This is a genomic window from Streptomyces sp. NRRL F-6492, assembly GCF_001280125.1.
GTDB lineage: Bacteria > Actinomycetota > Actinomycetes > Streptomycetales > Streptomycetaceae > Streptomyces.
In genome coordinates this window covers 1-26,955 of record NZ_LGEG01000274.1, presented here as the reverse complement: position 1 = coordinate 26,955, position 26,955 = coordinate 1, and the positions used below count along the sequence as shown (strand labels likewise).

Here is a 26,955-nt window from a genome sequence, read left to right as displayed (position 1 = left end):
CGCCGGCGCCCGAGCCGACGTCGGCCGCCGCTCCCCCGCCCCCGGCCTCCGCGCGACCCGAGCCCCCGTCCCCCGCTCCCGTCGCGCTCCCCCACTACCGCCCCGCCACGCGCCCCCAGCCGAAGGGCGGCACGTCCGTCCTCACCACGACGCTGGTGATCATCGCCCCGGCGGTCCTCGCGACCGCGATCCTGCGCTCCCGCTCCCGCTGATCCGTCGACCCCACTGATCCCACCGGAGGAATCCGTGTCCGAATGGCTCGTTCTGTCCCTCGCGATGGCGGCGGCCTGCGCCGTCGTGCTCACCATCGTCGTCATCAACCACCGCCGGATCCCCGACGACGACGACCCCAGCGAGACCCCGGACGTCATCGAGTACATGACGATGATGATCGGCGTGATCTACGCCATCGTCCTCGGTCTGGCCATCGCCGGCGTCTGGGAGGCGCGGGGGGCCGCCCAGGAGACCGTGCGGCAGGAGGCCCAGGCGCTGCACGAGATCTCGGCCCGCGCCGAGGTGTATCCGCAGGAGGTCCGCGCCCGCATCCGGGCCGACGTCGACGCGTACGTCTCCTACGTGGTCGACGACGAGTGGAAGCACATGTCCGAGACCGGCGAGCTGAGCGGGGAGGGCACCGCGCTCCTGGAGAAGGTGCGGCGGAGCGTCACCGACTACCGGCCGGCGAACGACTTCGAGGGGCAGGCGTACCAGCCGCTGGTGGACCAGGTGGCCGCCGTCGACGACGCCCGCAACGCCCGCGGACAGAACGCGGGCGAGACCATGCCCGGGGTGGTGTGGTTCGGTCTGATCGTCGGCGCCCTGGTGACGGTCGGCCTGATCTTCACGCTCCAGATCCGCAGGACCGGGCGGGAACTGCTGCTCGCCGGGCTCTTCAGCGTCCTCATCGCCTTCCTGCTCTTCCTCATCTGGGACTTCGACGCGCCGTACGGCCGGGGCATGTCGGCCACCGCCACGCCGTTCACCGACCTGTTCCCGCGGCTCACCGGGTGAGAAGCGCCACCCGAGTGGGCCGCACGGGGGACACGCGTGACCCGTTCGCACCTCTGGGATCGCGGGCCTCGTAGCGCGCTCTTAGCGTTTCGGGCATCGAGGTGCACGCAGGCCCTTCGCGGGAACCCCCTTCCGCGGCTGCCCCTCGGGACCCGGAGGATTCACCATGCGCGCGATACGTGCCGCATCCACTGCCCTGCTGGGGGTGGCCGCCTTCGCCCTGGCCGCCCCCTTCGCCGTCGCGACGGAAGGTGCCCCGGCACCCAACCCGCGGGCGCGGGGCGCCAAGGCCCCGGGCGATTTCGTCGTTTCGCCCTCGGTCGTCTCCCCCGGCGGCCGGGTGAACCTGAGCGCCCCCGGCTGCGCCAGCACGGCGACGGCCGCGGCCGGTGTCTTCGACACCGCCGTCATCGCCCCCGGGGCGACGGCGACCGCCACCGTGGACCTGGACGTGCGGCCCGGCAGCGTCTACACCGTCGCGTTCAACTGCACGGGCGGCGTCCAGGGCACCGTCGACCTCACGATCGCCGGCGGCGCCACGGCCACCCCGACCGCCACCGCCACCCCGACGATCCGCTCCACGATCCTCACTCCCCCGCGGGGCGTCCAGGGCGGTCTCGGCGGCTCGGTGGACGACGGGGTCGGCCCCGTCGAACTGGCCGCGGGCGGGGCCCTCGTCCTGGCCGCCGCGGGCGGCGTCTTCTACGTGGTGCGCCGCCGCACCGCCGAGTCCCGGCGCCACTGAGGGGGCGCCGTGGCGCGGACCGCGGCGGTACGCGGGCGTTCCCTTCCCGGACGCCCGTCGCCCCCGGATCCTGACGAGGATCCGGGGGCGACGGGCGTGGCGGGCCGACCGGGAGGTTCGGCCGGTCAGATCCCCGCGCCGGTCACACGGCGACGGCGGGCGACGAAGAGACCGCCGCCGAGCGCGGCCGCGGCCACGAGGCTGCCGCCGAGGGCCATCTCGGTGGAGCTGGGGGCCAGCGAGCCGCCGAGGCCGCCCTGCGCGCCACGGCCCGGGAGGACCCGGAACGACTGCGTGACCACGGAGGAGTTGCCGTTGCAGCGGACGGCCAGGTTGTAGTTGCCCGGGGTGGCGTGGTTGTAGACGCGGGCGACGGCGGTGGAGACGCCGTTGTTGTTGCCCGAGAGGGTGGTCTCCGGGAAGGCGTTGGACGTGACCGTGCCGCCGCGGTTGCAGCCGCGCGCGGTGATGGTGAGCGTCGAGCCGGGGTGGACGTCGAAGGGGTTGACGGTGACGTTGCTGGGGCCGTTGTTGCCGTTCCCACCGCCCTGGCCGCCGTTGTTGCCGTTCCCGCCCTGGCCGCCGTTGTTGTTGCCGTTCCCACCGCCCTGGCCGCCGTTGTTGCCGTTCCCGCCCTGGCCACCGTTGTTGTTGCCGTTCCCACCGCCCTGACCGCCGTTCTGGCCGTCGTTCGAGCCGTTCGAGCCACCGTGCAGGACGTTGCCCGGGCTGTTGGTGGCGGCGGCGAGGGGGGCCGCGAGGCCGACCGCCGCGATCGCGGTGGCGGTCACCGCCAGAGTGCGTGCAGCACGCATGGTTGAACCTCCAGTGGAAGACGCCCCAAAGCGGTGCTCCGGGAGTGTCGACGAGTACGCCTTCCATGACGAACCATCACCATTCGTGACGGAGCACGCATGTCGGCACTGCTCCACTCCGGTGAGGCGACACGCCGGGGCGAAGAGTGCCGGAGGTGCCGTACGCGCAGGTCAGAGGCTTCCAGGGTGCTTATCTGACGATTACTCGGATGGGTCAGCCCGCCGTCACCCGCCTGTCGGCCCGCCCACCCCGATCGGCCGACCTGTCCGTCTCCGACGGGTCGGCTCGCAGGTCGTCCGCCGTCCGCCCGTCCGCCGCCGCCCCGGGCGCGCGCCCCGGCGCCCGTCCGGAGGCCGCCCCCACCCGTTCGGACCGCCCGGCGCGACGGCCCCGCGGACCGCCCTTACCGTTCTGACGACGCCACGAAGGGAGAACCATGCCCCCGAAGGACTTCCGCGTCTCCGAGCGCAGGAGACTCCAACCCTGGGGTGTCCTGGCCCTCGCCATGCTGTCCGGGCTCGCGATGATGCGCAACGGGGTGGACGTCACCTCCGGGCCGCCGCAACCCGCCGCGGCGGCCCGGCCGGCGGCGCCGACCGCCCCGTCGGCCCCCTCCGCGGCCGCGGGCCTGGAGCCGCTCCCCTTCGCCCCGGCCTCCCGGATCAAGATCCCGGCGATCCGGGTCGCGGCCCCGATCATGGACGTGGGCCTGGACGCGGACGGCTGGGTGGCGGCGCCCCCGCCGCAGGACGCCAATCTCGCCGGCTGGTACCAGAACGGCATCTCCCCCGGCCAGCGCGGGACCTCGGTCGTCGTCGGCCACGTCGACAACACCCAGGGCCCGGCGGTCTTCTACGGCCTCGGCTCGCTGGAGAAGGGCCAGCACATCGAGGTCGAGCGGTACGACGGCCGGGTCGCGGTCTTCGAGATCTACGGCATCGAGGTGTACGCGAAGGACAACTTCCCCGGCGTGCGGGTCTACGCCGACACGGGCGCGCCGGAGCTGCGGGTCATCACCTGCGGCGGCGGGTACACGCGCGCGCGGGGGTACGACGGGAACGTCGTCGTCTACGCCCGGATGGTCGGCTCCCGCTGACCCCGCGTCATCGGCGAAGGGCCCGGCACCCGGGGTGCCGGGCCCTCCTCCGTGCCGGCGGGTCAGCGCCGGGGAACGGTGAGGTGGTACCCGGCGTCGAGGAGGGCGGGCAGGTAGCGGCGGAGCGCGGCCACGCTCTGGGAGCGGTCGCCGCCCGCGTCGTGGTTCAGGACGACGACGCCGGGGGCCGCGCCGTCGAGGACGCGGCGGACGATGGAGTCGGTGCCGGGCTCCTTCCAGTCCAGGGTGTCGACGGTCCAGGCGAGCGGTTCCATGCCGAGCTCGGCACCGATCTCGAAGGAGTGCCGGTTCCAGGCCCCGTAGGGGGCGCGGTACCAGAGCGGGGCCGTGCCGAGGGTCCGCTCGACGACCTCGCTGGTGGAGCCCAGCTCGTCGCGGATGCGGGAGGGCCGCAGCCCGGTGATCAGGGGGTGGGACCAGGAGTGGTTGCCGACGACGTGTCCCTCCGCGGCCATCCGCCGCAGCAGGTCCCGGTTCTCGGCGGCCATCTCGCCGCAGACGAAGAACATCGCCCGGCAGTCGTGGCGGCGCAGGGTGTCGAGGATGCCGGGGGTGTAGCGGGGGTCGGGTCCGTCGTCGAAGGTCAGCACCATCGAGCGGCCGGCCCCGGACACGCTGAGGAAGGGCCGCCGGCGCACGGGCGGCAGCGCGCGCCGGTACGCCGGGGACGCGTGGGAGGTCATCGGCTGGAGGCGGTACGCGTTCGGGCCCAGCCGGGCGGCCTCGGCCCGCGGGCCGACGGCGGGACCCGCGGCCCCCTGGTCGGCCCCGGCTCCCGGGGTGCGCCGGGGCACGGGGGCGGCGTCGGCGGCCCGGTCGGGCGCGGCGAGCCGGTCGGCGGCGAGGACTCCGACGGTGGTGGTGGCGCCGAGCGCGGCGGCGAGGCGCAGCACCGCCCGGCGCCCACTGGTCATCTGATCCTTTTTCATGACCAATGGTTCGTATGGATGAGGGTCCGCTCAGCTCAGCGACACCGGCCGCCCGTCCGAAAGCACCCGTTGGGCGGATAGCCTCGAGGGGTGACCGAACAGCAGGCCCACCGGTTCGAGCGCGGCACCGACGGCCCGAAAGTGATCATGGCCGGGGTGGACGGCTCCGCCTCCTCCCTGCGCGCCGCGGCGTACGCGGCGGGGCTCGCCCGGCGGCAGAACGCCCTGCTGGCGCTGGTGTACGTGCAGCCGCTGCTCCCGGCGGGCACCGCGCTCGGCGCGCCGGTGGCGGGCGTGACGGAGGAGATCGCCGCGGCACTGGCCGAGGAGATCCGCGCGTCGGCGGAGAGGGTGAAGGACCTGTGGCGGGTGCGGTGGGAGTTCCGCACCTTCCGGGGCGACGCCTACGCGGGTCTGGTCCGGGCGGCGGAGGAGCTGACGGCGGACGCCGTGGTGGTGGGCGTCTCGGAGTCGGCGGGCCACCGGTTCGTCGGCTCGGTGGCCGTCCGGCTGGTGAGGGCGGGCCGCTGGCCGGTCACCGTGGTCCCCTGACCGGCGGCCCCGGCCCTTACTCGCCCATCACGAGGCCGTCCTCGGCGGCGCCGCGACTGAGCACCACCCGCCGGATCGTGTCGCGGATCCCGGCCAGGCGCGCGTCGCCGCCGGTGTCGGCGCCCAGGTTGACCACCCGGCCGCGCCGGGTGTCGAACCACTGGGGGACGAACTCGGCCCGGGTGACCTCCCAGCGCCCGCCCGCGGTCCGGGGCGGGGCGAAGGTGAAGCGGCCGATGCTGCCCTGGTTGCCGCGCGGGTCGAAGACGCCCTGGTGGTTGATCATGTCGCCGGCGATCTGGTCGCCCATCCCGTAGATGACCCAGGTGCCGTTGACCTTCTCGTAGGCCTGCGGGACGTGGGCGTGCGTACCCACCAGGACATCGATGTCCGGGCGTCCGCCGGTCCGCGAGGCGGTCAGCGTCCGGCCGAGGGAGAGCTGCCGCTCGTCCGGCTCGGTCTGCCACTCGGTGCCCCAGTGGACGCTGACCACGACCACGTCGGCACCGGCCGCGCGGGCCGCGCGGGCGTCGGCGATCACCCGCCGCTCGTCGAGCAGCTTGACCGCCCAGGGCCGCCCCTCGGGCAGCGGGTAGCCGTTGGTGTCGTAGGTGTAGGCGAGTTGGGCGACGGTGGCGCCGCCCGCCTTCATCAGGGCGGGCCGGGCCGCCTCCTCGGCCGTACGGGCCGATCCCGCGTGGCGGATGCCCGCCCCGTCCAGGGCGTCGAGGGTCCGGTCGAGTCCCGCCGCCCCGTCGTCGAGGGTGTGGTTGGAGGCGGTCGAGCAGGAGTCGTACCCGGTCGCCGCGAGGCCGGCGGCGACCTCGGGCGGGGACTTGAAGGCGGGGTAGCCGGTGTAGGGCCCGCCCTTCTTCCCGTACACGGTCTCCATGTGGCAGAGGGCGAGGTCGGCACCGGAGACGACGGACTTCACGCCGGAGAGCATGGGGCGGAAGTCGTAGCCGCCGCCCGCGGCGTCCTCGGCCGCCTTGCGGATGATGGAGTCGTGCGGGAGGACGTCCCCGGAGGCCACGAGGGTGAATCCGGCGGGCGCGGAGGCCGCGCCGGGGGCGGCGGAGGGGGCGGTGGGCCGTCCGGCGGCTCCCGGGGCGCTGGTCTTCGGGGTGGCGGCGCCGGCGTCCGGACCGCTCCCGCCGCTCCCGCCAGTGCAGCCGGTCGCCGCCGCGAGCAGGACGGCGGCGAGCGCCGCCACCCCCGCGGGTCTGGTGCGTGAGGTCATGTGCGGCACTCCACCCGAATCATGTGATGAACATCTGTTCTGATGAATTGATCTCGCAGAGAAGCCGCAGTCAAGGGTCGGGGCCGCAGGAGGTCATGAACCCCGCTGAAACGGACGCAGCGACTCCAATCGACCGTTCGCCGTGCCATTCGCCGCTCGGTGCGACCGTTCGTCGCAGACCGATGTCCGTTCCCTGTCCCTCGCCGTCCGGATGCGTTCGTATACGGGCCGACGACGAGCCGCGGGAGAGGTGGGCAGCATGACGACGGCGACGACCGACGAACGGACCCTGGAGGAGCTGCAGCGGGACCACGGCCCCGCGCTGCTCTCCTTCCTGCTCGGCCTCACCTACGGGGACCGGCAGCGGGCCGAGGACCTCGTGCAGGAGACCCTCGTACGGGCCTGGCAGCACCCGGAGGCCTTCGACGGCCCCTACGACTCCATGCGCCCCTGGCTCTTCACCGTGGCCCGCCGCCTCGCCATCGACGCCCGCCGCTCGCGCCTCGCCCGGCCCGCCGAGGTCGGCGACGGCGTCCTCGCCGTGACGCCCGACCCCGCCGACGCCACCGCGTCCGCCGAGGCCGCGCTCGACGTGCGGGCCGCCGTCCGGGAACTGAGCCCCGAGCACCGGGCGGTGCTCGTCCGGCTCTACTTCCACGGGCTCACCGTCAACGAGGCCGCCGTGGAGCTCGGCATCCCGGCCGGGACCGTCAAGTCCCGGTCCCACTACGCCCTGCGGCAGCTCGGCCGGTCGCTGCCCGGCTACCGGCCGCGCCGGAGCCTCGCGCTGTCGTCGGGGCGCTGATCCCGGCTTCGGGACCGGGACCGGGACCGGGACCGGGACCGGGGCTGGGACCGGGACCGGGGCTGGGACCGGGACCGGGGCTGGGACCGGGGCTGGGACCGGACCGGCGTCAGGGCGGTGCCGGAGCCCCGACGCCCGCCTCCTCCGCCCCCCGCGTCACCCCCGGCACCAGGAATCCCACCCGTACCGATCCGGCCGGAAAACGTATCCGAAACCACTCGGGCGAGTTGAGCAAAGCGGGACCCGCGGGCGGCCCGCACGGAGGAGGCTCTCCCCCGGGCCCCGCTGTCCGGGCCCCTCACACGGCCCCTCACGCGCGGTCATGTCCGGGAGAAGGTGGGAACGTTGCGGCCCGAGAGCACCAACGGCGCCGGCGGCACGAGCGGCGGCGGCCTCGCCGTCCCGATGGCCTGGCTGTGCGCCGAGTACCTGGCCGACGAGGTGCTGCGGGCCGCCGCGCTCGTGGCGCCCGGCTCGCTGGAGTACCGGGCGGGCCTCCAGGCCCTGGCCCTCACCGTCCACCTCGCGGAGGACCCGGACCGGCCGCCCGCCGGCCGGATCGACGAGTGGCTGCGGCACACGGCTTACGACCGCCCCTGGCCGCCCTGGGTCGAGGAGCGGCTCGCCGGGCGGCGGGCGGCCGGCGGGCCCGACCTGGCGCTCGCGGAGACCGCGTGGCGCCGGCTGCGGGACACCTGGATCCGCGCCGCCGACCTCGACGGCCCGACCGGCACCGGCCCGGGGTGCCCGGTCGACGAGGCCGAGCAGATCTGGCTGCCCGCCTGGAAGCTGGGCCTGCCGCTCGCGCACCTCTCGCTGCACCTGCGCTGACCGGGACGTCCGGCCGGGCGCTCACAGGGGCGAACGGTGCACGCCGGGACGGTACTTGGGTATCCGTACCGTCACCTTCATCCCGGCGCCGACGCCCGTCTCGATGACGAGGCCGTACTCCGTCCCGTACACCTGGCGCAGCCGCTCGTCCACGTTGGAGAGGCCGATGCCGGCGCCCGCCGGATGCTCCCCGCGCAGCACGGCGCGCAGCACCTCGGGGTCCATGCCGATGCCGTCGTCCTCGACGGTCACCACGGCCTCGGCGCCCGCGTCCCGGGCCGCGATGACGACCCGGCAGCCCTTCTCCCGGTCCTGGAGGCCGTGCTTGACCGCGTTCTCCACCAGCGGCTGGAGGCAGAGGAACGGCAGGGTCACCGGCAGCACCTCGGGCGCGATCTGGAGGGTCACCTTGAGCCGGTCCCCGAAGCGCGCCCCGGCGAGCGCCAAGTACTGCTCGATGGAACGCAGTTCGTCGGCGAGCTGGGCGAACTCGCCGTGTCTGCGGAAGGAGTAGCGGGTGAAGTCGGCGAACTCCAGGAGGAGTTCCCTGGCCCGCTCGGGGTCGGTGCGGACGAACGAGGCGATGGCGGCGAGGGAGTTGAAGATGAAGTGCGGGGATATCTGGGCGCGCAGTGCCCTGATCTCGGCCTCCACGATCCGGGTGCGCGAGCGGTCGAGCTCGGCCAGCTCCAGCTGGACGGATACCCAGCGGGCCACCTCGGTCGCGGCCCGCACCAGGACGGCGGACTCCCGCGAGCCGTAGGCGACGAGCGCGCCGAGGACCCCGTCCTCGCCGGTGAGCGGGGCGATCACCGCCCACCGCAGCGGGCACGCCGGGTCGGCGCAGCCGGAGTCGGCGGAGCGGCTGCGGCCGGTCTCCAGGGTCTCGGCGGCCTGGGCGGGGACGTGCGCGCGGTGGTGGTCCTCGCCGGGCCCGTCCCAGGCCAGGACCGCGCCCCGGTCGGTGAGGCAGAGCGCCTCGGTGCCGAGCAGCGAGCGGAGCGTGCGGGCGGCCCTGCGGGCGGTCTCCTCGGTGAGCCCGGCGCGCAGCGGGGGCGCGGCGAGCGAGGCGGTGTGCAGGGTGTGGAAGGTGGCCCGCTCGACGGGCGTGCCGAGGTCGGGGTCGGCGTCGCGGCCCCCGCGCCGGGCGGCGAGCCGGCCGAGCACGAAGCCCGCGGCGAGCAGCACGGCCCCGGCGGCGGCCGCGGCGGCGAGGGCGATGCCGCTCACCGGCGGACCCCCGGGCGGGCGGCCGGGCGGCTCTCCTGGGCGGGTACGGTCCCGGTGACCTCCTCCGGGAGGTGGAGCCGGGCGAGGAGCGCCGGGGTGCCGGGCGGGATCCGGCGGGGGGTGGCGAGGGAGACGAGGACCATGGTGAGGAAGCCGAGCGGGACCGACCAGACGGCGGGCCAGGCCATCAGGGTGTGCGGCCAGCCGCCGGGCGCGAGTCCGGCCCGGGTGGCCATGACGGCGGCGAGGGCGGAGCCGCCGCCGAGCAGGAGCCCGGCCATCGCCCCGGGCGGGGTGAGCCGCCGCCACCAGATGCCGAGGACGAGCAGCGGGCAGAAGGAGGAGGCGGAGACCGCGAAGGCGAGGCCGACGGCGTCGGCGACCGGCACCTTGGAGGCGACCACCCCGACGCCGAGCGGGACGGCGGTGGCGAGCAGGGTCGCGAGGCGGAAGTGCCGGACGCCCCGGGAGGGCAGCACGTCCTGGGTGAGGACCCCGGCGACGGACATGGTGAGCCCGGAGGCGGTGGAGAGGAAGGCGGCGAAGGCGCCGCCCGCGAGGAGCGCCCCGAGCAGGTCGCCGGGGAGCCCGCCGAGGATCCGGTCGGGCAGGACGAGGACCGCGGCGTCGGCGGATCCGGTGAGGGCGAGTTCGGGGGCGTAGATCCGGCCGAGGAAGCCGTAGAGCGGCGGCAGGAGGTAGAAGGCGCCGACGAGCCCGAGGACCACGAGGGTGGTGCGGCGGGCGGCGCGGCCGTGCGGGCTGGTGTAGAAGCGGACGGCGACGTGCGGGAGGCCCATGGTGCCGAGGAAGGTCGCGAGGATCAGTCCGTACGTGGCGTACAGCTGGTGTCCGTCGCGCCCGCCGGCCAGCGGCTGGGACCAGCCGAGGGGGTCGGTGCCGCCGGCCATCCTCTCGGGCAGGGGGGTGCCCGGCGCGAAGGCGAGCGTGGTGCCGCCGAGGACGTGGTGGGTGCCGGGGGCGAGGGTGAGGGTCCGTGCGGTGTGCGGGACGGAGTCGACGCGGCCGGTGACGGTGACGGTCAGCGGGGCGTCGAGCCCGATCCGCACCGTGTCGGCGACCCGGACGACGGTGTGGCCGCGCAGCACGGCGGGGGCGTCGAAGCGGGCGCGGGGCGCGCCGTCCCCGTACCAGGCGGCGAGCAGGAAGAGGACGGGCACGAGCAGGGCGGTCAGCTTCAGCCAGTACTGGAAGGCCTGGACGAAGGTGATGCTGCGCATCCCGCCGGCGGCGACCGTCCCCGTGACGACGAGGGCGACGAGCAGGCCGCCGACCCAGTCGGGGGCGCCGGTGAGGATCTCCAGGGTGAGTCCGGCGCCCTGGAGCTGCGGCAGCAGGTACAGCCAGCCGATGCCGACGACGAAGAGGCTGGCGAGCCGCCGGGCCCGGCGGGATTCGAGGCGGGCCTCGGCGAAGTCGGAGAGGGTGTACGCGCCGGAGCGGCGCAGCGGGGCGGCGACGAGGACGAGCAGGACGAGGTGGCCGGCGGTGTAGCCGACCGGGTACCAGAGCATGGCGGGGCCCTGGACGAGGACGAGTCCGGCGATGCCGAGGAAGGAGGCGGCGGAGAGGTACTCGCCGCTGATGGCGGCGGCGTTGAGGCCCGGCCGGACGGTCCGCGAGGCGACGTAGAAGTCGGAGGTGGTGCGGGAGATCCGCAGGCCGAGGGCGCCGATGAGGACGGTGGCGAGGACGACGGCGGTGACGGCGACGACCGCGTGGGTCTGGTTCACGCGGGCGTCCGCGCGGAAGGGCTCATCGTTCGACGAGGCCGGTGAAGTCGCGTTCGTTGCGCTCGGCGCGGCGGACGTACCAGTGGGCGATGCCCCAGACGACCGGGTACACGCCGACGCCGAGGGCGAGCCAGACCAGGGCCTCGGGGGCGGGCAGCGCGAGGACGAGCGGGAGGGAGCCGACGAGCAGGGCGAGCGCGCCGAGGGCGGTGAGGGCGGCGCGGAGCTGGCTGCGCATCAGGGAGCGGACGTAGGTGTGGCCGAGGGTGGTCTGCTCGTCGATCTCGGAGCGGGCCGGGGGGTGGGCGGGGCGCCGCCCGGCGGGGCCCGGGACGCCGCCGGTGCCGTGGGCGGAGGCGTGGGTGACGGTCTCGCGCCGGGGTCTGCGCGGCGGGTGGTGCTCGGACATCGGCGTCCGCTCCGGCATCTCTCTCGACCTCGGACGGTTCTTTCGGGACGGTGCGCGGGCGGGGTGCCGCCCGGGACGCGTGGAGTCTACGCAGCGGGGTCGGCGGACGGTAGACCCGTGGCGGCGGGGGTACGGGAGTCAGCCGCCGGCCCGGCGCATCAGGAGGTCCCGCAGCTGGCGGGCGTGGCGGCGGCTGACGGCGAGGTCGGTGTCGCCGACCCGGACCGAGGTGGCGCCGCCGTCGAGCCGCAGTTCGTCGATCCGGGCGAGGGCCACGAGGTGGCTGCGGTGGATGCGGACGAAGCCCCGGTCCGCCCAGCGCTCCTCCAGGGCGGAGAGCGGGATGCGGACGAGGTGGCTGCCCCGGTCGGTGTGGAGGCGGGCGTAGTCGCCGTGGGCCTCGACGTAGGCGATGTCGTCGACGGGGACGAAGCGGGTGACGCCGCCGAGTTCGACGGGGACCTGTTCGGGCGCGGCGGCGGGGGCGGGCGCGGCGGTGGCGTGGACCAGCTCGTGGACACGGCGGACGGCTTCGGCGAGGCGCTCGCGGCGCACCGGCTTGAGGACGTAGTCGACGGCCTTCAGGTCGAAGGCCTGGAGGGCGAAGCCCTCGTGCGCGGTGACGAAGACGACGAGCGGAGGGCGGGCGAAGCCGGCGAGCAGCCGGGCGACGTCGAGACCGGTGAGGCCGGGCATGTGGATGTCGAGGAAGACGACGTCGACGGCGTCCTCGCCGTCGGGTCCCGACTCCAGGGCGCGGCCGATCCTGCGCAGCGCGGCGGTCGCGTCGCCCGCGCCCTCGGCGGTGCGGACGCGCGGGTCGGCGCGCAGCAGGTAGAGCAGTTCCCCGAGGGCGGGCTCCTCGTCGTCGACGGCCAGTACGCGCAGCATGCGGCGGAGTGTAGTGGGCGGCCGTCCGGGCGGCGGGGGGCTATTTGAGCAGGCGTGACAGGCGGCGGTCGGCGAGCGTCCGGCCGCCGGTCTGGCAGGTGGGGCAGTACTGGAGGGAGGAGTCGCTGAAGGAGACCTCGCGGACGGTGTCGCCGCAGACGGGGCAGGGCGCGCCGGTGCGGCCGTGGACGCGCAGGCCGCTCTTCTTCTCGGACTTGAGCTTTCCGGCGGCGAGGCCCCGGGAGCGCTCGACGGCCTCGTGGAGGGTGGTGCGCATCGCCGCGTACAGGGCGGCGGTCTCCTCCGGGGTGAGGTTCCCGGTGGGTTTGAAGGGGGACATGCGGGCGGCGTGGAGGATCTCGTCGCTGTAGGCGTTGCCGATGCCGGCGATGAGCCGCTGGTCGCGCAGGGCGCCCTTGATCTGCCGCCGTTCGCCGGCGAGGAGGGCGGCGAACTCCTCGGGGCCGAAGTCCTCGGCGAGCGGATCGGGGCCGAGCCGGGCGACGCCGGGCACCTCGCGGGGGTCGTGGACGAGGTGGACGGAGAGGCGTTTGGTGGTGCCGAACTCGGTGAGGTCGAAGCCGTCGCCGCCGGTGAGGGCGGCGCGCAGGGCCAGCGGGCCCCGGCCGGGTTTCGGCGGTCCCGAGGGCAGCGGGTCCTGCCAGCGGAGCCAGCCCGTGCGGGCCAGGTGGATCAGGAGGTGGAGTTCGCCCGCCGCGCCGGTGGTGGTGAGGTCGAGGTACTTCCCGTGCCGGCCGACCGCGGTGACCTCGGCGCCCTCGACGGTGCCGAGGGGCGGGTCGTACGTCTTGAGGACGCTGATCGCGACGGGCAGGACGCGGGCGATCTCCTTGCCCACCAGGTGCGCGTCGAGGAAGGCGCGCAGGGCTTCCACTTCCGGGAGTTCGGGCATGGCCCCACCCTGCCGCACCGGGGGACGGGGCGCACCGGGTTCGGGGCTCCCGGCGCGTCACGCGCCGGGTTCCTCCCCCCGCTCCGGCGGGTCGAGGAGGTCGAGTTCGGCGGTGAGGGCGGCGGCGAGGGCGTCGAGGTCGGGGACGGCCGCGCCGTCGGCGACGAGTCCGATGTGGACCCGGCCGTCGTACGGGGACATGGCGACGGCGAGGGACTGGCCCCGGGCGAGCGGGGCCATGGGGAAGAGCGCGCGGAGCGGGGCGCCGCCGAGGGAGAGCGCGGAGCGGGGCAGCGGCACCTGGGTGACCAGGAGGTCGAAGAGGAGGCGGGCGGCGCCGGAGGCGAAGGGGGCGCCGAAGCGGTGGGCGAGCGGGGGGAGCTGGTCGGCGAGGAGGGCGACGGCCCCGGCGCCGCGGAAGGGGCCCGCCGCCTTGTTGCGGTCCATGGCGCGCCGGACGGCGGCGAGCCGGGCGGCCGGGTCGGGTTCGGTGACGGGCAGGTCGAGGAGGTAGCCGGAGAGGCTGTTGCCGGGGCCGGGCGGGGCGCCGGGGCGGCGGCGCGAGACGGGGACGAGGGCCCGGGGGTCGGCGCCGGGCAGCGGCAGGCCGCGCTCGTCGAACCAGCGGCGCAGGGCTCCGGCGACGACGGCCAGGAGGACGTCGTTGGCGGTGCCGCCGGTGGTGCGGCGGACGCGGTGGACGCGGTCCAGGGACAGGGTCGCGGTGGCGATCCGGCGGGTGCCGCTGGAGTGGGCGGCGAGGGCCGCGGTGGGGCGTCCGTCGAGGCGGCTGGCGCGGACGACGGAGGCGCCGACCTCGACGGCCCGGCCGAGGTCGCCGAGGCGGTCCCGGGCGATGTCGAGGAGGCGCCCGGGGCCGGGAAGCCCGGAAAGGCTGGAAAGGCTGGAAAGGCCGGGAAGCGGAGAGCGCGGGGGCACGGGGCGGGAGCGGCGCGCGGGACGGCGGCCGGCGGCGATCTCGTCGAAGATCCCGGCGCCGATGGCGACGGCCCGCATGCCGTCGGCGAGGGCGTGGTGGAGCTTGACGAGGACGGCGAAGGAGCCGTCGGGGGCGCCGCTGAGCAGGTACATCTCCCAGGGCGGCAGGCCCCGCTCGACGGGGCGTTCCATGAGTTCGGCGGCGAGCCGGGCGGTCTCGGCGGGGAAGTCGGCGCCGGGGAGGGTGATCTCGCGGACGTGGCGGCGCACGTCGAAGTCGGGGTCGGCGCTCCAGGCGGCGCCGCCGACGGGGATCAGGACGTCGCGGACGCGCATCCGGAGCCGGGGGACGGCGGCGGCGCGGCGGGCGAGCAGTTCCAGGACGTCGGGCGGTTCGTCGCCGGGGGGCGCGGGCACGGGGCCGAAGTGGGCGAGGGCACCGAGGTGCAGGGGGTGGGTGGCGGATTCCAGGTGCCAGAAGGCCAGGTCCAGCGGGGCCAGGAGCTCGGTGGTCACGGGTGTCCTCACGTCCTGCGCGGAGGGGCGGAAGACCGCAGTCAACCGCGCACCGACAGTTACGGTCAAGTGCGGTCAGTTAACGCTCAGTAAATACCCTCGGTTGAATGTCCCCCCGGGAACACCTTCGGTTCTCCGGGTCGGCACCTTCCCGGAGGGCCGTTCTCCGGGCCGGGGTTTCCCCGGACGGCGTCCTTCGGGACGGCGTTTCCCGGACGACGTTCTCCGGCCCGGCGTTTCCCGGACGACGTTCTCCGGGCCGGCGTTTCACCGGAGGACGTCCTCCGGGCCGGTGTTCCCCCGGGCGGCATGTCCCTCGGCCGTGTCCCCCTCGGCCGTGTTCCCCTCGGTCACGCTCTCCGGGCCGATGTTCTCCACGACGAACTCGCACCACACGCACTTGCCGCCGCCCCGCGACTCCACTCCCCACGCGTCGGAGAGCTGGTCGACCAGGAGCAGTCCCCGGCCGGACACGCCCGCCTCCCCGGCCTCGCGGCGCCGGGGCAGGGCGCTGGACCGGTCCTCGACCTCCGCCCGCAGCCGCCGTACGGGCCCGGGCAGGACCCGCAGGGTCACGATCGCCCCGCCGTCGGTGTGCATCAGGGCGTTGGTCATCAGCTCGTCGGCGACCAGCTCGATCTCGTCCGCGCGCTCCCCCGCGCCCCAGGCCCGGACGGCTGCCCTGATCATGTGGCGGGCCGAGCTGAGCGCCTCCGGGTCGCTCTGGGCCACGTGCTGCTGGAACCGGCCGGCACCCGGGACGGCGTACGTGCCGTGGCGGCGCAGCAGCAGGATCGCGACGTCGTCCTCGCCGCCCCGCTCGGCGACCACGTCGCACAGGTGGTCGGCGAGTTCCTGGAGGTCGGCGGGGCCGCGCCGGACCAGGGAGGAGAGCCACTGGAGGCCCTCGTCGAGGTCGGCGCCCGGCTTCTCCACGAGGCCGTCGGTGTAGAGCAGCAGGGTCTGCCCGGAGTCCAGTTCGAGGGTGGTGACGGGGTAGTCGAGGCGGCCGAACTCCGCGGAGAGCCCGAGCGGAAGACCGCCCTCCACGGGCAGCCTGCGGCAGCGGCCGTCGGGCTCCCTGATCAACGGGTCGACGTGGCCGGCGCGGACCAGCTGGACGACTCCGGTGCGGAGGTCGACCTCCGCGTACGTGCAGGTGGCGAAGCGCTCGGTGTCGAGTTCGTGCAGGAAGACGGAGGCCCGCGCCATCACCGTGGCCGGGGTGTGGCCCTCGGCGGCGTAGGCGCGCAGCACGATCCGCAGCTGGCCCATGACGGCCGCGGCGTGGGTGTCGTGGCCCTGCACGTCGCCGATGACGGCGCCGACCCGCCCGCCGGGCAGCGCGATGACGTCGTACCAGTCGCCGCCGATGTCCCGGCCGAGCCGGGCCGAGCGGTAGCGGACGGCCGTCTGGGCACCGGGCACCTCCGGGATCCGGCGCGGCAGCATGGCCTGCTGGAGCCCCTCGGCGAGGTCGTGCTCCTGCTCGTACAGCATGGCCCGCTGGAGGCTCTGGGCGATGCTGCTGCCGAGGGCGACGAGCAGGGTCCGCTCGTCCTCGCTGAAGCCGGTCCTGTCGCTGTAGAGCAGCCCGAGCGCGCCGATCGGGCGGGCCTGGGCGATGAGCGGCAGATAGGCGGCGGCGGTGACGCCGAGTCCGCTGATGTGCGGCCAGAGGACCGGGTAGGAGTCGGAGAAGTCGCGGGCCGAGTCGATGAAGCGGGGGCGCAGGGTGCGGATCACCTCGCTCATCGGGTACGGCTCGTCCACCCGGGTGAAGCGGGTGCCGGGCACGAAGGCGCCCTCGGGGCCCTCGGCCACCAGATGGATGCGGCCCGCCTCCAGGAGGCCCATGACGAGGCTGGCGGCGCCGAAGTGTTCGAGGGCCTGGGAGTCGTTGAGGAGGTCGATGACGTCCTTCACGGTCCGGGCGTGGGCGAGGGCGGCCGTGGTGCCCTCGACGACGCCGGCGCGCTTGCGGCGCCCCTCGTCGAGGCCGAGCCGGGCGGCGGACTCGGTGAGTTCGTGGGTGGCGTCGCGCAGGACGCCGACGATGCGCACGGGGCGGCCGGTGCCGTCGCGGTGGACGATCCCCTGGGTGTGGGTCCACTGGTGGCGGCCGTCGCGGCGGCGGATGCGGAAGTACGCGCCGTACTGGTCGCTGCCGTCCTTGAGCGCCTGCGCCACCAGGGCGTCGAGGCGGCTGGCCTCGTCCGGCAGGACCCGGGAGCCCAGGCACTCGGGGCGTCCGTCGTACTCCGCGCGGTCCAGGTCGAAGACGGCGAGGGCGGCGTCGTCCATCTGCATCGTCCCGGCGAGCAGGTCCCAGTCGAAGCCGCCCATGCGGAAGGCGAAGCCGTACTCGGACAGGATCGGGGTCCCGTCCGGCGGCCCCTCCGGCGCACGGCGGACCGGTCCGTTCGCCTCCCCGCCCCCGTTGCCCGCGCTCATGGGGCCACGCTAGGCGCAGCCCCGGCCGCGCGCACCACGAAGATCCGCTCCACCCGTCGCATTCACCCCTCGAAGGCCTCGAAGGTCTCGGGCTGGTCCGGCACCACCTCGGGCGGGAGGAGCTCCTCGGGCGGCAGCTCCCCTTCCGGCGGGGCGGACGGCTCGTCGAACGGGTCGGGGAGGGGCTCGGTGCTGGGGTCGGCGCTGGGCTCGGGATACGGGTCGGCGTCCGGTTCCGTGTACGGGTCGGGGGCGGGCCCCGTCGGGTCCTCGGGGGCCGGCGGGTCCTGGGGCGGCGGTACGGGCTCCGGCGAGGCGGGGCCGTCGGGGGTGCTGGGGGCGGGCGTGGCCGGGCCGGACCCTTCCAGGGTGCACGCGTCCGGGTCGCAGGACGGTTCCACGGCGGGCTTCCGGTCGTCCTCGCCGTCGCTGCCCGTGCGGCGCTCGATCCAGGTGCGGTCGGTGGCGTTCACGATGACCAGGCCGGTGACGACGGTGCCGGTCGGACGGACGACGACCACGTGGTCGGGGTCGAAGGCGTCCCAGGGGACGCCCACGTAGACGCCGCCCCGGTCCGAGGCGGGGGCCCGGAGCGGGTTGCCGCCGGCGCAGCGGACGCGGGGGGAGCCGTACTGGTCGACGAGGACGGCTGTGCCGGTCTCCAGGACGGCCTGGTGGGGCGCGGCCCGGCCGCCTCGGTAGCCGTGGCCGGTGACGCGGGCGTCCAGGCGCAGGGCGACCGGGGTGAGGCCGCGCAGCCAGTCGGCCACGTCGGCCTCGGGGATGCCGGCGGCCTCGGCGAAGGCCCGTGCCTTCTTCGCGTCCCCGGTGAGGAGGGAGACCTGCCGTTCGACGTCGCAGCTGCCGAGGGCGCGGGTGCCGCCGTAGAGGCCCGGGGTGGAACCGGCGACCTCGCGGACCTGCCGCCCCTCGGGGGCCTCGGGCGGGCCGGAGGGACGGGTGGTGTTGCGGACGGTGGAGGCGGTGAAGGGGTCGGGGCCGGGGGCGGCGGCCGACTGGAGGAGGACGTCCTGGGCGGGCGCCGTGACGGGCAGTCCCGCGCTCCCGGCGCCGGTCCCGCCGGAGGAGCAGCCGGCGAGCGCCAGAACGGAGACGACCGCGGCACCGGCGAGCCGGACCCCTTCCCGGCTCCGGAGGCCCGCCCGGGGGTCGGGGGACGCCTGGAGGTCGGGGGTGACCCGGGCCTCGAAGACCGCCGGGAGCCCTGGGACCGCCGGAAGCCCTGGGACCGCCCGGAGCCCTGGGACCGCCCGGAGGCCGGGGGCTGCCCGGGGGTCGGGACCGGTCCGAAGCCCGGCCTCCTCGCCGGGACGGGCGTCCTCACGGGGGTGGGCGTCCTCACGTGGGTGGGCGTCCTCGCGGAGATGGTCCTTCTCCCGGAGAGCGGTAGGGGTTCGCCGCGTCCGGCGAAGGGGTGAGCGCACCTGGTACTCCCGACTTTCTCTCCCCCGGGCCCGGGGCCCGGTTCCGGCCAGTCCCTCATGTCTGTCGCAGCGCACGGGCGCGCGCAAGCGGAGGGGGGCCGACCGGGGCACTCCGCCGAGGAACCCCACTTGAACACGTTCAAGAAAAGCCCTACGCTCGAACTACTGATTGAACGCGTTCAAATGGGGGTGGTGAGATGACCGCGCTGTCGATCCTGGTGGCCTCGGTCGTGATGATCGGGATGTTCTGGGTGGTCCCGACGGGCCTCGCGCTCCTCGACGGCCCCAGGCCTCCCGGCCTGGACCGGCTCCGGCGCGCCTGGCCGCTGCTCGCCGTCCCCGGGGCGCTCTCCCTCTGGCTGCCCCGCTCCGGCCTCTCGGCCGGCCTCGCCGCCGTCTACGCCCTCGCCACCCTGGCACTCGCCTGCCAGGCGCCGGCCCGGCTGATGCTGACCCGCTCGCTGCGGCCGGCCGAGGCCGCCGTCCTCACCGCCCTGGCCGCGCCCTCGGTCGCCGGCCTCGCGCTCGTCGCGGAACGGGCCTCGTACCCGCTCTTCGGCTTCGACCTGGACATCCTCGCCCTCACCGTCCCGCACTTCCACTTCGCGGGCTTCGCCGCCGCCCTGGTCGCCGGACTCGTCTGCCGCGCCGCCCAGGACGGCCCCACCGCCCGCTGCGCCGCGCTCAGCGTCCCCGCCGGCACCCTGCTCGTCCTGATCGGCTACTTCGTCGACGACTGGGCCGAGCTGGCCGGCGCCGTCGTCCTCACCGCCGGCATGGCGGCGGTCTCCGTCCTGACCCTGCGCGAGCGCCGCGCGCTCGCGGCCGACGGCCCCACCCGCGCCCTGCTCGCCGTCTCGGCCCTGGTCCTCGTCGCCACCATGCTGCTCGCCCTGAACTGGGCGCTCGGCGAGGCCACCGGCCTTCCGCACCTCGACCTGACCTGGATGGCCGCGACCCACGGCCTCGGCAACGCCCTCGGCTTCGCCGTCTGCGCCCTGCTCGCCCGCCGCCGCCTGCACGCCGACGGCGTCCCCACCGCCCCCACCGCCCCCGCCACCCCCGCCCACCCGCGAACGGAGACCCCGGCATGACCCGCCTCCTGAAGGACCTCTCCCGGCCCGACCGCCGCCGCGAGGGCGGCCCGACCTACCGCGAGGTCGGCGCCACCCGTACCCCCGAAGCGCTCCCCGAGGGCTACCACCACCTGCGGTACGACGCGGTCGTCGGCCACGGCCGGGCCGCCTTCGCGGCGGCGGGCACCGCCGTCACCGCCTGGCGGATGCACCGCGCCTCCGGAGCGGGCCTGCTCGCGGACGCCGACCGCGCCGGACCCGGCGTCCGCGTGGAGGTGTCGGCGGGCGTCGGCCCGCTGCGGCTCTCCGTCCCCTGCGCGGTGATCTGGACGGCGTACGAGAAGGACCGCACCGGCTTCGCGTACGGCACCCTGGCCGGCCATCCGGAGTGCGGTGAGGAGTCCTTCGTCGTGACCCTGGAACCCGACGGCGCCGTCCGGTTCGCGGTCATCGCCTTCAGCCGTCCGGCCGTCTGGTACACCCGGCTCGCCGGTCCCCTGGTCCCGGTCTGCCAGCGCGCGTACGCCCGCCGGCTCGCCCGGACCCTGCGGCGCCTCGTCAGGACGTGATCGCGGGCCGATACTGGAGGCGATGGAGTGGTTCACGGCACCCGACCTCTGGTCGGCCCGGATCGTCTTCCAGCGCGGCCTGGCCGGGCTGTACTTCGTGGCGTTCCTGTCGGCCGCCCTCCAGTTCCGGGCGCTGATCGGGGAGCGCGGCATGCTCCCGGTGCCGGAGTACGTGCGCCTGACCCGGCCGCGCCAGACCCCCTCGCTCTTCCACTGGCGCTACTCCGACCGCCTGTTCGCGGCCGTCTCCTGGACCGGCGCCGCCCTGGCGCTCGCGCTGGTGGCGGGCGCCGGGGACGCCGTGCCGCTGCCGGTCTCGATGCTCCTGTGGCTGGTGCTCTGGGCGCTCTACCTGTCGATCGTGAACGTCGGCCAGACCTGGTACGCCTTCGGATGGGAGTCGCTGCTCCTGGAGGCCGGGTTCCTGGCCGTCCTCCTCGGCAACGACGACACGGGACCGCCCCTCCCGGTGCTCCTGCTGCTGCGCTGGCTGCTCTTCCGGGTGGAGTTCGGGGCCGGGCTCATCAAGATCCGCGGCGACCGCTGCTGGCGGGACCTGACCTGTCTGTACCACCACCACGAGACCCAGCCGATGCCCGGCCCGCTGAGCTGGTTCTTCCACCACCTCCCCCGCCCGCTGCACAAGGCGGAGGCGGCGGCCAACCACGTCGTCCAGCTCGTCGTGCCGTTCTTCCTCTTCGCCCCGCAGCCGGTGGCCACGGTGGCGGCCGGTCTGATGGTGGTCACCCAGCTGTGGCTGGTGCTCTCGGGCAACTTCGCCTGGCTGAACTGGATCACCATCGTGCTCGCCCTCTCCGCCGTGGACGCCTCCCCGCTCACCGGCGACCACCCTCGGCCGGACCCGCCGCTCTGGTACGTGGCCGTGGTCGTCGCGGTGACCGCCCTCATCCTGGTCCGCAGCTACCGCCCGGTGCGCAACCTGCTCTCCCGGCACCAGGCGATGAACCGCTCGTACGACCCGTTCCACCTGGTCAACAGCTACGGCGCGTTCGGCACGGTCGGCCGGGTCCGGGACGAGATCGTGGTCGAGGGCACCGACGACCCGGCGCCGCACGAGGGCACCGTCTGGCGCGAGTACGGCTTCCGGGGCAAGCCGGGCGATCCGCGCCGGCTGCCGCGGCAGTTCGCCCCGTACCATCTGCGGCTCGACTGGCTGATGTGGTTCGCGGCGCTCTCCCCCGGGTACGCGCGCGCGTGGTTCGGGCCCTTCGTGGAGCGGCTGCTCGACGGCGACCGGGACACGCTGCGGCTGCTCGCCCGCAATCCGTTCCCGGACGCGCCGCCGGTCCACGTCCGCGCCCGGCTGTACCGCTACCGCTACACGACCTGGCGCGAGCTGCGGACGACCGGGGCGTGGTGGCACCGGACGCCGCTGCGGGAGTACCTGCCGCCCACCCGGCTGCGGAGGCCCCCGGGCGGATCCTGAGCGCCGGGACGTGCCGGTGCCCCGGCCGGAGGTCCGGCCGGGGCACCCGGGGGAATCACCTCGGGGCGTCGGCTCAGTCGATGCCCGGCAGGATGTGGGGCTCGGCGAGGTCTTCCTCGTAGCCCGCGAGCCTGATCGGGGCCGAGCGGGCCCAGACTTCGAGGCTTCCCAGCTCCCCCTTGCGGCGCGGCCGCTCGGTGGGTTCGGTCGATCGCGGTTCCTGCTTGGTCAGTTCGGGTGTCACCGCGCACTCCTTCGTGTCGCGTACCTGTGGGACAAGTGCCGTGCGGTCGCGGTGGCGCCGTTCGTCGGGCGGGAACGCGGCCTTGGTGGCGGGCCAGTCCCGGGGCGGCCGTGTGGAAGGTGTGTCTCCTCGGTGGCCGACCGTGGACATCAGATTAACCAAATGAGCACGCATGCGCTCTACCGGGCTCGAAAGTGTGACGCGTTCGGGTGAAACAAGCCGAAAGAGCGCCCCACCTGGCCGGTGGGGCGCTCTTGCCGAAAGGGGCGGTCTACCAGTTGGCGGGGGCGTAGTCCTTGAGGAACACGCCGTACAGGTCCTCGCCCGCCTCGCCGCGCACGACCGGGTCGTAGACCCGGGCCGCGCCGTCGACCAGGTCGAGCGGGGCGTGGAAGCCGGCCTCGGCGAGGCGCAGCTTGTCGAAGTGCGGACGCTCGTCGGTGATCCAGCCGGTGTCGACCGAGGTCATGAGGATGCCGTCGGTCTGGAACATCTCCTGGCCGCTGGTCCGCGTCACCATGTTCATCGCGGCCTTCGCCGCGTTGGTGTTCGGGTGCCCGGCGCCCTTGTAGCCGCGGCTGAAGACGCCCTCCATCGCGGAGACGTTCACGACGTAGGCGCGCCCGCTGGCCGCCTTGCGCGCGGCCTCGGCCATCACCGGCCGCAACTTGCTGATCAGGATGAACGGCGCCGTGTAGTTGCACAGCTGCGTCTCCAGGAGCTCCACCGGGGAGATCTGCTCGATGCTCTGCACCCAGGTGTTGCTCTCGACGACGTCCGGCAGGAGGCCGCCCGCGTCGATGGCGGTGCCGTCGAGGTGCCGGGCGATGCTGGCGTTGCCCGCGACCAGGGCGAGGTCCGCGACCTTCTGGGCCTCCAGGCCGCTGGTGCCGAGGGGCAGCGCGGCGATGCCGTCCACCGCGCCCGAGTTGAAGGCGCCGATGACGTCGTGGACGGGGAGCTCGCCGGCGGGCAGCGGGGCGCTCTCGCCGTCGACCAGGGCGGCGTACGCGGAGGGCAGCCGGCGCACGGTCTGGGTCGCGTTGTTGATGAGGATGTCCAGCGGACCGGCCTCGGTGATCCGGTCCGCGAGGGCCACGGCCTGGGCCGGGTCGCGCAGGTCGATGCCGACGACCTCCAGGCGGTGCAGCCAGTCCGCGGAGTCCTCCATCGCCTTGAAGCGGCGGATGGCGTCCTTGGGGAAGCGGGTGGTGACCGTGGTGTGGGCGCCGTCGCGCAGCAGCCGCAGCGCGATGTACATGCCGATCTTGGCGCGGCCGCCGGTGAGCAGCGCGCGCTTGCCGGTGAGGTCGGCGCGGGCCTCCCGCTTGGCCCGGTTCTCGGCGGCGCACTTCTGGCAGAGCTGGTGGTAGAAGTAGTCGACCTCGACGAACCGCGCCTTGCAGACGTAGCAGGAGCGGGGGCGCTGGAGTATCCCCGCGATCCGGCCCTCCTCGGTGACGGAGGTGGGCAGGATGCCCTCGGTCTCGTCGTCGATGCGCTGCGCGGAGCCGGTGGCCGTGGCCTCGGTGACCGCCTTGTCGTTGGCGGTCTTGAAGGCCCGGCGCTCCTGGCGGCGGCGCTGCTTCACGGTCCGGTAGATCCCGGCGGTGGCGCGCCGGACAAGGATCGCGTCCGGGTGGTCGACGTCCAGCTGGTCGAGCTCGTCGAGGACGCCGAGGCAGACGGCCAGGCGCTCGGGGTCGATGCCCGGCCCGTAGTCCTGGGTTTCTTCGGTCACCGTCATGGCCCTCGGGTTCCTCGTTCGCTCGTGCGTCGCCGCTCTCGGGGTGTCGCCGCTCTCCGGCTCCCGCCGTCCGTCGGCTCTCGAAAGGGCGAGTTTACGGAGCGGGGGGCCGCGCCTCCAAACCCGTTCGGGGGGCGTGGTCGAAGACACAGTCGCCGCACAGTCCGCCGCCGGGGCAGCGGTAGTAGAGGCAGCAGCTGGCCCGGCGCAGCCGGGGGCCGCGGACCGTGCCGGCGAGGTCGGGGTGGTCGAGGAGCTCCGCGACCAGGGCGGCGGCCCGGTCGGCCGCCTCCGGCCTGCCGTGGGCGCGGGCCCAGCGGGTCAGTTCGCGCAGGGCGCCGGCGAGGGCGGAGCCGGCGTTGCCCCAGAGCAGCCGGGGCGATATCCGGCCGTCGCGGCGCAGGGCCGCGTGGAGCGGGACGAGGTGGGCCTCCTGGACGGCCGCGCGGAGGTCGGCCGCGGTGGCGGGGCGGGTCGCGGAGCCGGCCCACCACAGGTCGTCGGGCGAGGTCAGCGCCCCGTCCCAGTACAGCTCGGCGGGGTCCGGGTCCGGGAAGCGGCCGTACAGCGCGGCGGGGCCGAGGGTGAGGGACCAGAGCCGGGCCGCGAGCCCCAGGTGGGCGACGGAGGCGCCGACCCGCCGCTCGGGGGCGCCGAGCCGGGCGGCGACCCGGTCCACGCGCGCGGTGAGGGGGCCGCCCTCCCCCGCGTACAGCCGGGCGAGCGGCAGGTGGGCGCCGCCGGTCTCCGGCGGGGTGGTCCGCAGGGCGAAGAACCCGCCCACCGATCCGCTCTCGACGAGATCCATCCGGCCCCCACGCTCCTGCCTCGTACCGCCGTCCGCCCGGGTCCCGGTTCCGGTCCGGCGCCCACGGTAGCGCCCCGGGCGGGGGCCGGAGGACCGCTTCGCACCGGTTCCGGCCGGCATGGCCGTACACCCCGGGACGTACGCGGGGGCCCCGTACTGCGGGAGGGGTACGCGCGAACGGGTCCCCTGGTACGACGACGCGAACGGCCGGGGAGGAGGATCGTGGAAGGCATGAGTCCACTCGTGCTGTCCGTCGTCCTGGCCCTGGTCTCCGCGGTGGCCTACGCGGCCGCGGCGATCGTCCAGGAACGGGTCGCGGCCTCCGCCTCCGGCCCGCGCTACGCACCGCTGCGCCGTCCGGCCTGGTGGGGGGCGGTGCTGCTCAACGGCGTCGGGGCGGCCCTGCACGTCGCGGCCCTCGCGTACGGGCCGCTCAGCCTGGTCCAGCCGCTGGGCGCGCTCACCATCGTGTTCGCGCTGCCCATGGCGGCCCTGTTCGTCGGCCGCGGGGCCGGGCGGCGGGCCCGGCACGGCGCCCTCATGGCCACGGCGGGCCTCGCGGGCCTGCTGAGCCTCACGACCGGCGCCGACGCCCGGTCCCTGGGCGACGGGCAGCGGTGGCTGCTCACGGGCGCCGCCTTCGGCGCGGTGGGCCTGCTCTTCGCGTGCGCGCGCCTGGTGGGGCGGCCGGCGCTGCGCAGCGTGTTCCTGGCGACGGCGGCGGGCGTCTCCTTCGGCGCCGCGTCGGTGTTCACCAAGGCGGTGGCCGGGGAGTGGACGCCGGAGGCGCCGCTGGCCGAGTGGACGGCGCTCCTGGTGCTGTCGGCGTTCGCCGTGGCCGGGCTGCTGCTCTCGCAGGCCTCGTACCGGGGCGCGGGGCTCGCCGCCCCGCTCGCCACCCTCACGGTGGTCAATCCGGTGGTCGCCGCGGCGGTGGGCGTGACGCTGTTCGGCGAGGGCTTCCGCTACGGCGCGGCGGGCGCCGTGGCCGCGCTGATCTGCGGCGCGGTCGCCGCGGGCGGTCTGGTGGAGCTCACGCTCGACCGGATGGGGCCCGCGCAGGCCCCTCCCCCGGCGGGGAAGGGGCCGCGGGGGTCAGACGGAGACCCCGCGCGCCCTGAGATAGGCCAGGGGGTCGATGTCGGAGCCGTATCCGGGACCCGTCCGGACCTCGAAGTGGAGATGCGGTCCCGAGCTGTTGCCGGTCGAGCCTGAGCGGGCGATGCGCTGGCCCGCCTGCACCCGCTGGCCCTCGCGGACGGTGAGGGCGGAGAGGTGCGCGTACTGGCTGTAGCGGCCGTCGTCGTGGCGGAGGACGATCTGGTAGCCGTACGCGCCCGCCCAGCCGGCCGAGACGACCCGGCCGCCGGCCACGGCCTTGACCGAGGTGCCGGTGGGGACGGGGAAGTCGACGCCGGTGTGGTAGCCGCTGGACCAGGAGGAGCCGGGCTTGCCGTAGCGGGTGCCGGTGTTCGCGGAGACGGGGGCGGAGTAGCGGACCTCCGGCGCGGCGGCCGGGCGCGGCTTGGTCGCGGCGGGCCGGGCGGCGGGCTTGGCGGCCGGCCTGGCCGCGGTTTTGGCGACGGGCTTGGTGACGGGTTTGGCGGCGGGCCGGGGGGCGGCGGCCTTGGGGGGCGTCCGCACCGGCGGTGCGGTCTTCGCGGGCGGATCGGCCTTCGGGGGCCGGACGGTCTTCACCGGCGCGGGGGCCTTCCCGGGGCGCGCGGCCTTCCCGGGCTGCTCGGGCTTCTTCGGCGCCGCGATGCGCAGGGTGAGGCGCTGGCCGGGGATGATGAGGTCGGGATCGTCGCCGACGACGGGCCGGTTCGTCTCGTACAGCCGCTGCCAGCCGCCCCGGACGCTCTCCTCCCGGGCGATCTTCGACAGGGAGTCGCCGGGCGTCACCGTGTACATCTCGCGCACGGTGGGCACGGTGGTCGGGCTCGCGCTCCGCGCCGGTCGCTCGGACAAGGCGCGCTGTCCGGGCAGGGAGGCCGTGCGCGGCTGGTTCCCGCCGGACGGCTTCGTCGCCGTGGCGGCCCGGGTGGAGACCTCGGGCGCCTCGCCGCCGCGGGCGAGGCCCGCGCGGGGGCCGCAGGAGGGCCAGGCGCCGGGGCCCTGTCCCTTCAGGACGCGCTCGGCGACGAGGATCTGCTGGTCCTTGGAGGCGAGGTCGGCGCGCGGCGCGTAGTACGTGCCGCCGTGCTCCTCCCAGGTGGACTGGGTGAACTGGAGCCCGCCGAAGTAGCCGTTCCCCGTGTTGATGCGCCAGTTGGAGGAGGACTCGCAGGCGGCGACCTTCTCCCAGACGTTCAGCGAGGCGGCCTGCGCCGTGCCCGCGCCGATGAGCGGCAGCGCCATTCCGGCGCCTCCCGCCGTGATGGTGAGCGAGGCGCGGTTGACGCGGCTCGGCTGGTGACGGCGGTGACGTCCGCGTACGGCCATGGGCCCCCCTAGAACACAGCGA

The 26,955-nt window shown here is 75.3% G+C and carries 25 protein-coding genes and 1 pseudogene; 11 read left to right on the top strand and 15 right to left on the bottom strand.

The genetic code is table 11. From position 1 onward, the window contains the following. The 3 genes and pseudogenes from ADL08_RS32815 to ADL08_RS32805 all read left to right on the top strand — a co-directional run. A pseudogene (locus ADL08_RS32815) lies at positions 1-212 on the top strand (hypothetical protein); the annotation flags it as partial. Positions 213-246: 34 nt separating this feature from the next. Next, positions 247-1,011, top strand: a complete 765-nt coding sequence (locus tag ADL08_RS32810; RefSeq protein WP_053649545.1) for a DUF4239 domain-containing protein — start codon at positions 247-249, stop codon at positions 1,009-1,011. Between the two features lie 166 nt (positions 1,012-1,177). After that, entirely contained in the window at positions 1,178-1,756 is a 579-nt protein-coding gene (locus ADL08_RS32805; protein ID WP_053649543.1) for a hypothetical protein, read from the top strand. A gap of 125 nt (positions 1,757-1,881) precedes the next feature. Here ADL08_RS32805 and ADL08_RS32800 read toward each other — a convergent pair whose 3' ends face one another. Continuing rightward, positions 1,882-2,571, bottom strand: a complete 690-nt coding sequence (locus tag ADL08_RS32800; RefSeq protein ID WP_053649542.1) for a hypothetical protein — start codon at positions 2,569-2,571, stop codon at positions 1,882-1,884. 437 nt (positions 2,572-3,008) lie between these two features. On the opposite strand from ADL08_RS32800, the gene ADL08_RS32795 reads away from it, so the two are divergent. Further along, positions 3,009-3,668 (top strand): class F sortase, encoded by a 660-nt coding sequence (locus ADL08_RS32795; RefSeq protein ID WP_053649540.1) that lies wholly within the window; start codon positions 3,009-3,011, stop codon positions 3,666-3,668. Between the two features lie 62 nt (positions 3,669-3,730). On the opposite strand, the gene ADL08_RS32790 is transcribed toward ADL08_RS32795, so the two are convergent. Continuing rightward, positions 3,731-4,618, bottom strand: coding sequence for a polysaccharide deacetylase family protein (locus ADL08_RS32790; protein ID WP_053649537.1), 888 nt, complete (start codon positions 4,616-4,618; stop codon positions 3,731-3,733). Positions 4,619-4,708: 90 nt separating this feature from the next. Here ADL08_RS32790 and ADL08_RS32785 point away from each other — a divergent pair, with 90 nt between their 5' ends. Beyond that, positions 4,709-5,170, top strand: a complete 462-nt coding sequence (locus tag ADL08_RS32785) for a universal stress protein (RefSeq protein WP_053649536.1) — start codon at positions 4,709-4,711, stop codon at positions 5,168-5,170. Positions 5,171-5,186: 16 nt separating this feature from the next. Here ADL08_RS32785 and ADL08_RS32780 read toward each other — a convergent pair whose 3' ends face one another. Next, positions 5,187-6,410 carry a CapA family protein gene (locus ADL08_RS32780; RefSeq protein WP_053649534.1) on the bottom strand — a complete coding sequence of 408 codons (1,224 nt, stop codon included), beginning with the start codon at positions 6,408-6,410 and terminating at the stop codon, positions 5,187-5,189. A gap of 259 nt (positions 6,411-6,669) precedes the next feature. Here ADL08_RS32780 and ADL08_RS32775 point away from each other — a divergent pair, with 259 nt between their 5' ends. Together ADL08_RS32775 and ADL08_RS32770 are read left to right on the top strand one after the other, a co-directional pair. Further along, positions 6,670-7,215: a sigma-70 family RNA polymerase sigma factor gene (locus ADL08_RS32775; protein ID WP_053649532.1), complete on the top strand. Its 546-nt coding sequence runs from the start codon at positions 6,670-6,672 to the stop codon at positions 7,213-7,215. Between the two features lie 345 nt (positions 7,216-7,560). Continuing rightward, entirely contained in the window at positions 7,561-8,046 is a 486-nt protein-coding gene (locus ADL08_RS32770) for a hypothetical protein (protein ID WP_053649529.1), read from the top strand. 21 nt (positions 8,047-8,067) lie between these two features. On the opposite strand, the gene ADL08_RS32765 is transcribed toward ADL08_RS32770, so the two are convergent. From ADL08_RS32765 to ADL08_RS32730, 8 genes are all read right to left on the bottom strand, one after another. Beyond that, positions 8,068-9,276 carry a histidine kinase gene (locus ADL08_RS32765; protein WP_053649527.1) on the bottom strand — a complete coding sequence of 403 codons (1,209 nt, stop codon included), beginning with the start codon at positions 9,274-9,276 and terminating at the stop codon, positions 8,068-8,070. Next, positions 9,273-11,030, bottom strand: a complete 1,758-nt coding sequence (locus tag ADL08_RS32760; protein WP_053649525.1) for a cation acetate symporter — start codon at positions 11,028-11,030, stop codon at positions 9,273-9,275. Before ADL08_RS32760 ends, ADL08_RS32765 begins: the two co-directional genes overlap by 4 nt. A gap of 22 nt (positions 11,031-11,052) precedes the next feature. Then, a complete protein-coding gene (locus tag ADL08_RS32755) occupies positions 11,053-11,439 on the bottom strand; it encodes a hypothetical protein (RefSeq protein ID WP_053649553.1) in 387 nt (128 codons plus the stop codon). 138 nt (positions 11,440-11,577) lie between these two features. Then, a complete protein-coding gene (locus ADL08_RS32750) occupies positions 11,578-12,330 on the bottom strand; it encodes a LytR/AlgR family response regulator transcription factor (protein WP_053649523.1) in 753 nt (250 codons plus the stop codon). A gap of 40 nt (positions 12,331-12,370) precedes the next feature. Continuing rightward, positions 12,371-13,243 carry an Fpg/Nei family DNA glycosylase gene (locus tag ADL08_RS32745; protein WP_053649521.1) on the bottom strand — a complete coding sequence of 291 codons (873 nt, stop codon included), beginning with the start codon at positions 13,241-13,243 and terminating at the stop codon, positions 12,371-12,373. A gap of 57 nt (positions 13,244-13,300) precedes the next feature. Continuing rightward, entirely contained in the window at positions 13,301-14,698 is a 1,398-nt protein-coding gene (locus ADL08_RS32740) for a wax ester/triacylglycerol synthase family O-acyltransferase (protein WP_053649519.1), read from the bottom strand. A gap of 267 nt (positions 14,699-14,965) precedes the next feature. Next, positions 14,966-17,152, bottom strand: coding sequence for a SpoIIE family protein phosphatase (locus tag ADL08_RS32735; RefSeq protein WP_078967971.1), 2,187 nt, complete (start codon positions 17,150-17,152; stop codon positions 14,966-14,968). Positions 17,153-17,214: 62 nt separating this feature from the next. Further along, positions 17,215-18,597 carry a DUF6777 domain-containing protein gene (locus tag ADL08_RS32730; protein WP_234352349.1) on the bottom strand — a complete coding sequence of 461 codons (1,383 nt, stop codon included), beginning with the start codon at positions 18,595-18,597 and terminating at the stop codon, positions 17,215-17,217. A gap of 206 nt (positions 18,598-18,803) precedes the next feature. Here ADL08_RS32730 and ADL08_RS32725 point away from each other — a divergent pair, with 206 nt between their 5' ends. Genes ADL08_RS32725 through ADL08_RS32715 form a run of 3 tightly spaced genes read left to right on the top strand, consistent with a single transcriptional unit; the run spans position 18,804 to position 21,689 of the window. After that, a complete protein-coding gene (locus tag ADL08_RS32725) occupies positions 18,804-19,691 on the top strand; it encodes a YndJ family protein (protein WP_053649549.1) in 888 nt (295 codons plus the stop codon). Next, on the top strand, positions 19,688-20,242 hold the full coding sequence (locus tag ADL08_RS32720) for a DUF1990 family protein (RefSeq protein ID WP_053649516.1): 555 nt from the start codon (positions 19,688-19,690) through the stop codon (positions 20,240-20,242). The genes ADL08_RS32725 and ADL08_RS32720 overlap by 4 nt, the downstream gene beginning before the upstream one ends. Before the next feature lie 22 nt (positions 20,243-20,264). Next, positions 20,265-21,689, top strand: coding sequence for a lipase maturation factor family protein (locus tag ADL08_RS32715; RefSeq protein ID WP_053649515.1), 1,425 nt, complete (start codon positions 20,265-20,267; stop codon positions 21,687-21,689). Positions 21,690-21,762: 73 nt separating this feature from the next. Here ADL08_RS32715 and ADL08_RS37760 read toward each other — a convergent pair whose 3' ends face one another. The 3 genes from ADL08_RS37760 to ADL08_RS32705 form a co-directional block, all read right to left on the bottom strand. Beyond that, a complete protein-coding gene (locus ADL08_RS37760; RefSeq protein WP_199837145.1) occupies positions 21,763-21,933 on the bottom strand; it encodes a hypothetical protein in 171 nt (56 codons plus the stop codon). Between the two features lie 271 nt (positions 21,934-22,204). Further along, on the bottom strand, positions 22,205-23,680 hold the full coding sequence (locus ADL08_RS32710; protein WP_053649513.1) for an SDR family NAD(P)-dependent oxidoreductase: 1,476 nt from the start codon (positions 23,678-23,680) through the stop codon (positions 22,205-22,207). Positions 23,681-23,774: 94 nt separating this feature from the next. Further along, the gene (locus tag ADL08_RS32705) at positions 23,775-24,488 is read right to left on the bottom strand and encodes a (2Fe-2S)-binding protein (RefSeq protein ID WP_053649511.1); all 714 of its coding nucleotides are present in this window, start codon (positions 24,486-24,488) and stop codon (positions 23,775-23,777) included. Positions 24,489-24,719: 231 nt separating this feature from the next. On the opposite strand from ADL08_RS32705, the gene ADL08_RS36175 reads away from it, so the two are divergent. Continuing rightward, positions 24,720-25,703, top strand: a complete 984-nt coding sequence (locus ADL08_RS36175) for a DMT family transporter (RefSeq protein WP_159042995.1) — start codon at positions 24,720-24,722, stop codon at positions 25,701-25,703. Here ADL08_RS36175 and ADL08_RS32700 read toward each other — a convergent pair. After that, positions 25,584-26,933, bottom strand: a complete 1,350-nt coding sequence (locus ADL08_RS32700; protein WP_053649508.1) for a peptidoglycan DD-metalloendopeptidase family protein — start codon at positions 26,931-26,933, stop codon at positions 25,584-25,586. The genes ADL08_RS36175 and ADL08_RS32700 overlap by 120 nt on opposite strands. Positions 26,934-26,955 lie beyond the last annotated feature (22 nt).

Bases quoted from the DNA above. Each gene is read 5' to 3' on its own strand.
- ADL08_RS32735 (WP_078967971.1), bottom strand. From the start codon at position 17,152: ATGAGCGCGGGCAACGGGGGCGGGGAGGCGAACGGACCGGTCCGCCGT.
- ADL08_RS32700 (WP_053649508.1), bottom strand. From the start codon at position 26,933: ATGGCCGTACGCGGACGTCACCGCCGTCACCAGCCGAGCCGCGTCAAC.
- ADL08_RS32715 (WP_053649515.1), top strand. From the start codon at position 20,265: ATGGAGTGGTTCACGGCACCCGACCTCTGGTCGGCCCGGATCGTCTTC.
- ADL08_RS32755 (WP_053649553.1), bottom strand. From the start codon at position 11,439: ATGTCCGAGCACCACCCGCCGCGCAGACCCCGGCGCGAGACCGTCACC.
- ADL08_RS32750 (WP_053649523.1), bottom strand. From the start codon at position 12,330: ATGCTGCGCGTACTGGCCGTCGACGACGAGGAGCCCGCCCTCGGGGAA.
- ADL08_RS32795 (WP_053649540.1), top strand. From the start codon at position 3,009: ATGCCCCCGAAGGACTTCCGCGTCTCCGAGCGCAGGAGACTCCAACCC.
- ADL08_RS32710 (WP_053649513.1), bottom strand. From the start codon at position 23,680: ATGACGGTGACCGAAGAAACCCAGGACTACGGGCCGGGCATCGACCCC.
- ADL08_RS32745 (WP_053649521.1), bottom strand. From the start codon at position 13,243: ATGCCCGAACTCCCGGAAGTGGAAGCCCTGCGCGCCTTCCTCGACGCG.
- ADL08_RS32780 (WP_053649534.1), bottom strand. From the start codon at position 6,410: ATGACCTCACGCACCAGACCCGCGGGGGTGGCGGCGCTCGCCGCCGTC.
- ADL08_RS32800 (WP_053649542.1), bottom strand. From the start codon at position 2,571: ATGCGTGCTGCACGCACTCTGGCGGTGACCGCCACCGCGATCGCGGCG.
- ADL08_RS32775 (WP_053649532.1), top strand. From the start codon at position 6,670: ATGACGACGGCGACGACCGACGAACGGACCCTGGAGGAGCTGCAGCGG.
- ADL08_RS36175 (WP_159042995.1), top strand. From the start codon at position 24,720: ATGAGTCCACTCGTGCTGTCCGTCGTCCTGGCCCTGGTCTCCGCGGTG.
- ADL08_RS32720 (WP_053649516.1), top strand. From the start codon at position 19,688: ATGACCCGCCTCCTGAAGGACCTCTCCCGGCCCGACCGCCGCCGCGAG.
- ADL08_RS32790 (WP_053649537.1), bottom strand. From the start codon at position 4,618: ATGAAAAAGGATCAGATGACCAGTGGGCGCCGGGCGGTGCTGCGCCTC.
- ADL08_RS32705 (WP_053649511.1), bottom strand. From the start codon at position 24,488: ATGGATCTCGTCGAGAGCGGATCGGTGGGCGGGTTCTTCGCCCTGCGG.
- ADL08_RS32805 (WP_053649543.1), top strand. From the start codon at position 1,178: ATGCGCGCGATACGTGCCGCATCCACTGCCCTGCTGGGGGTGGCCGCC.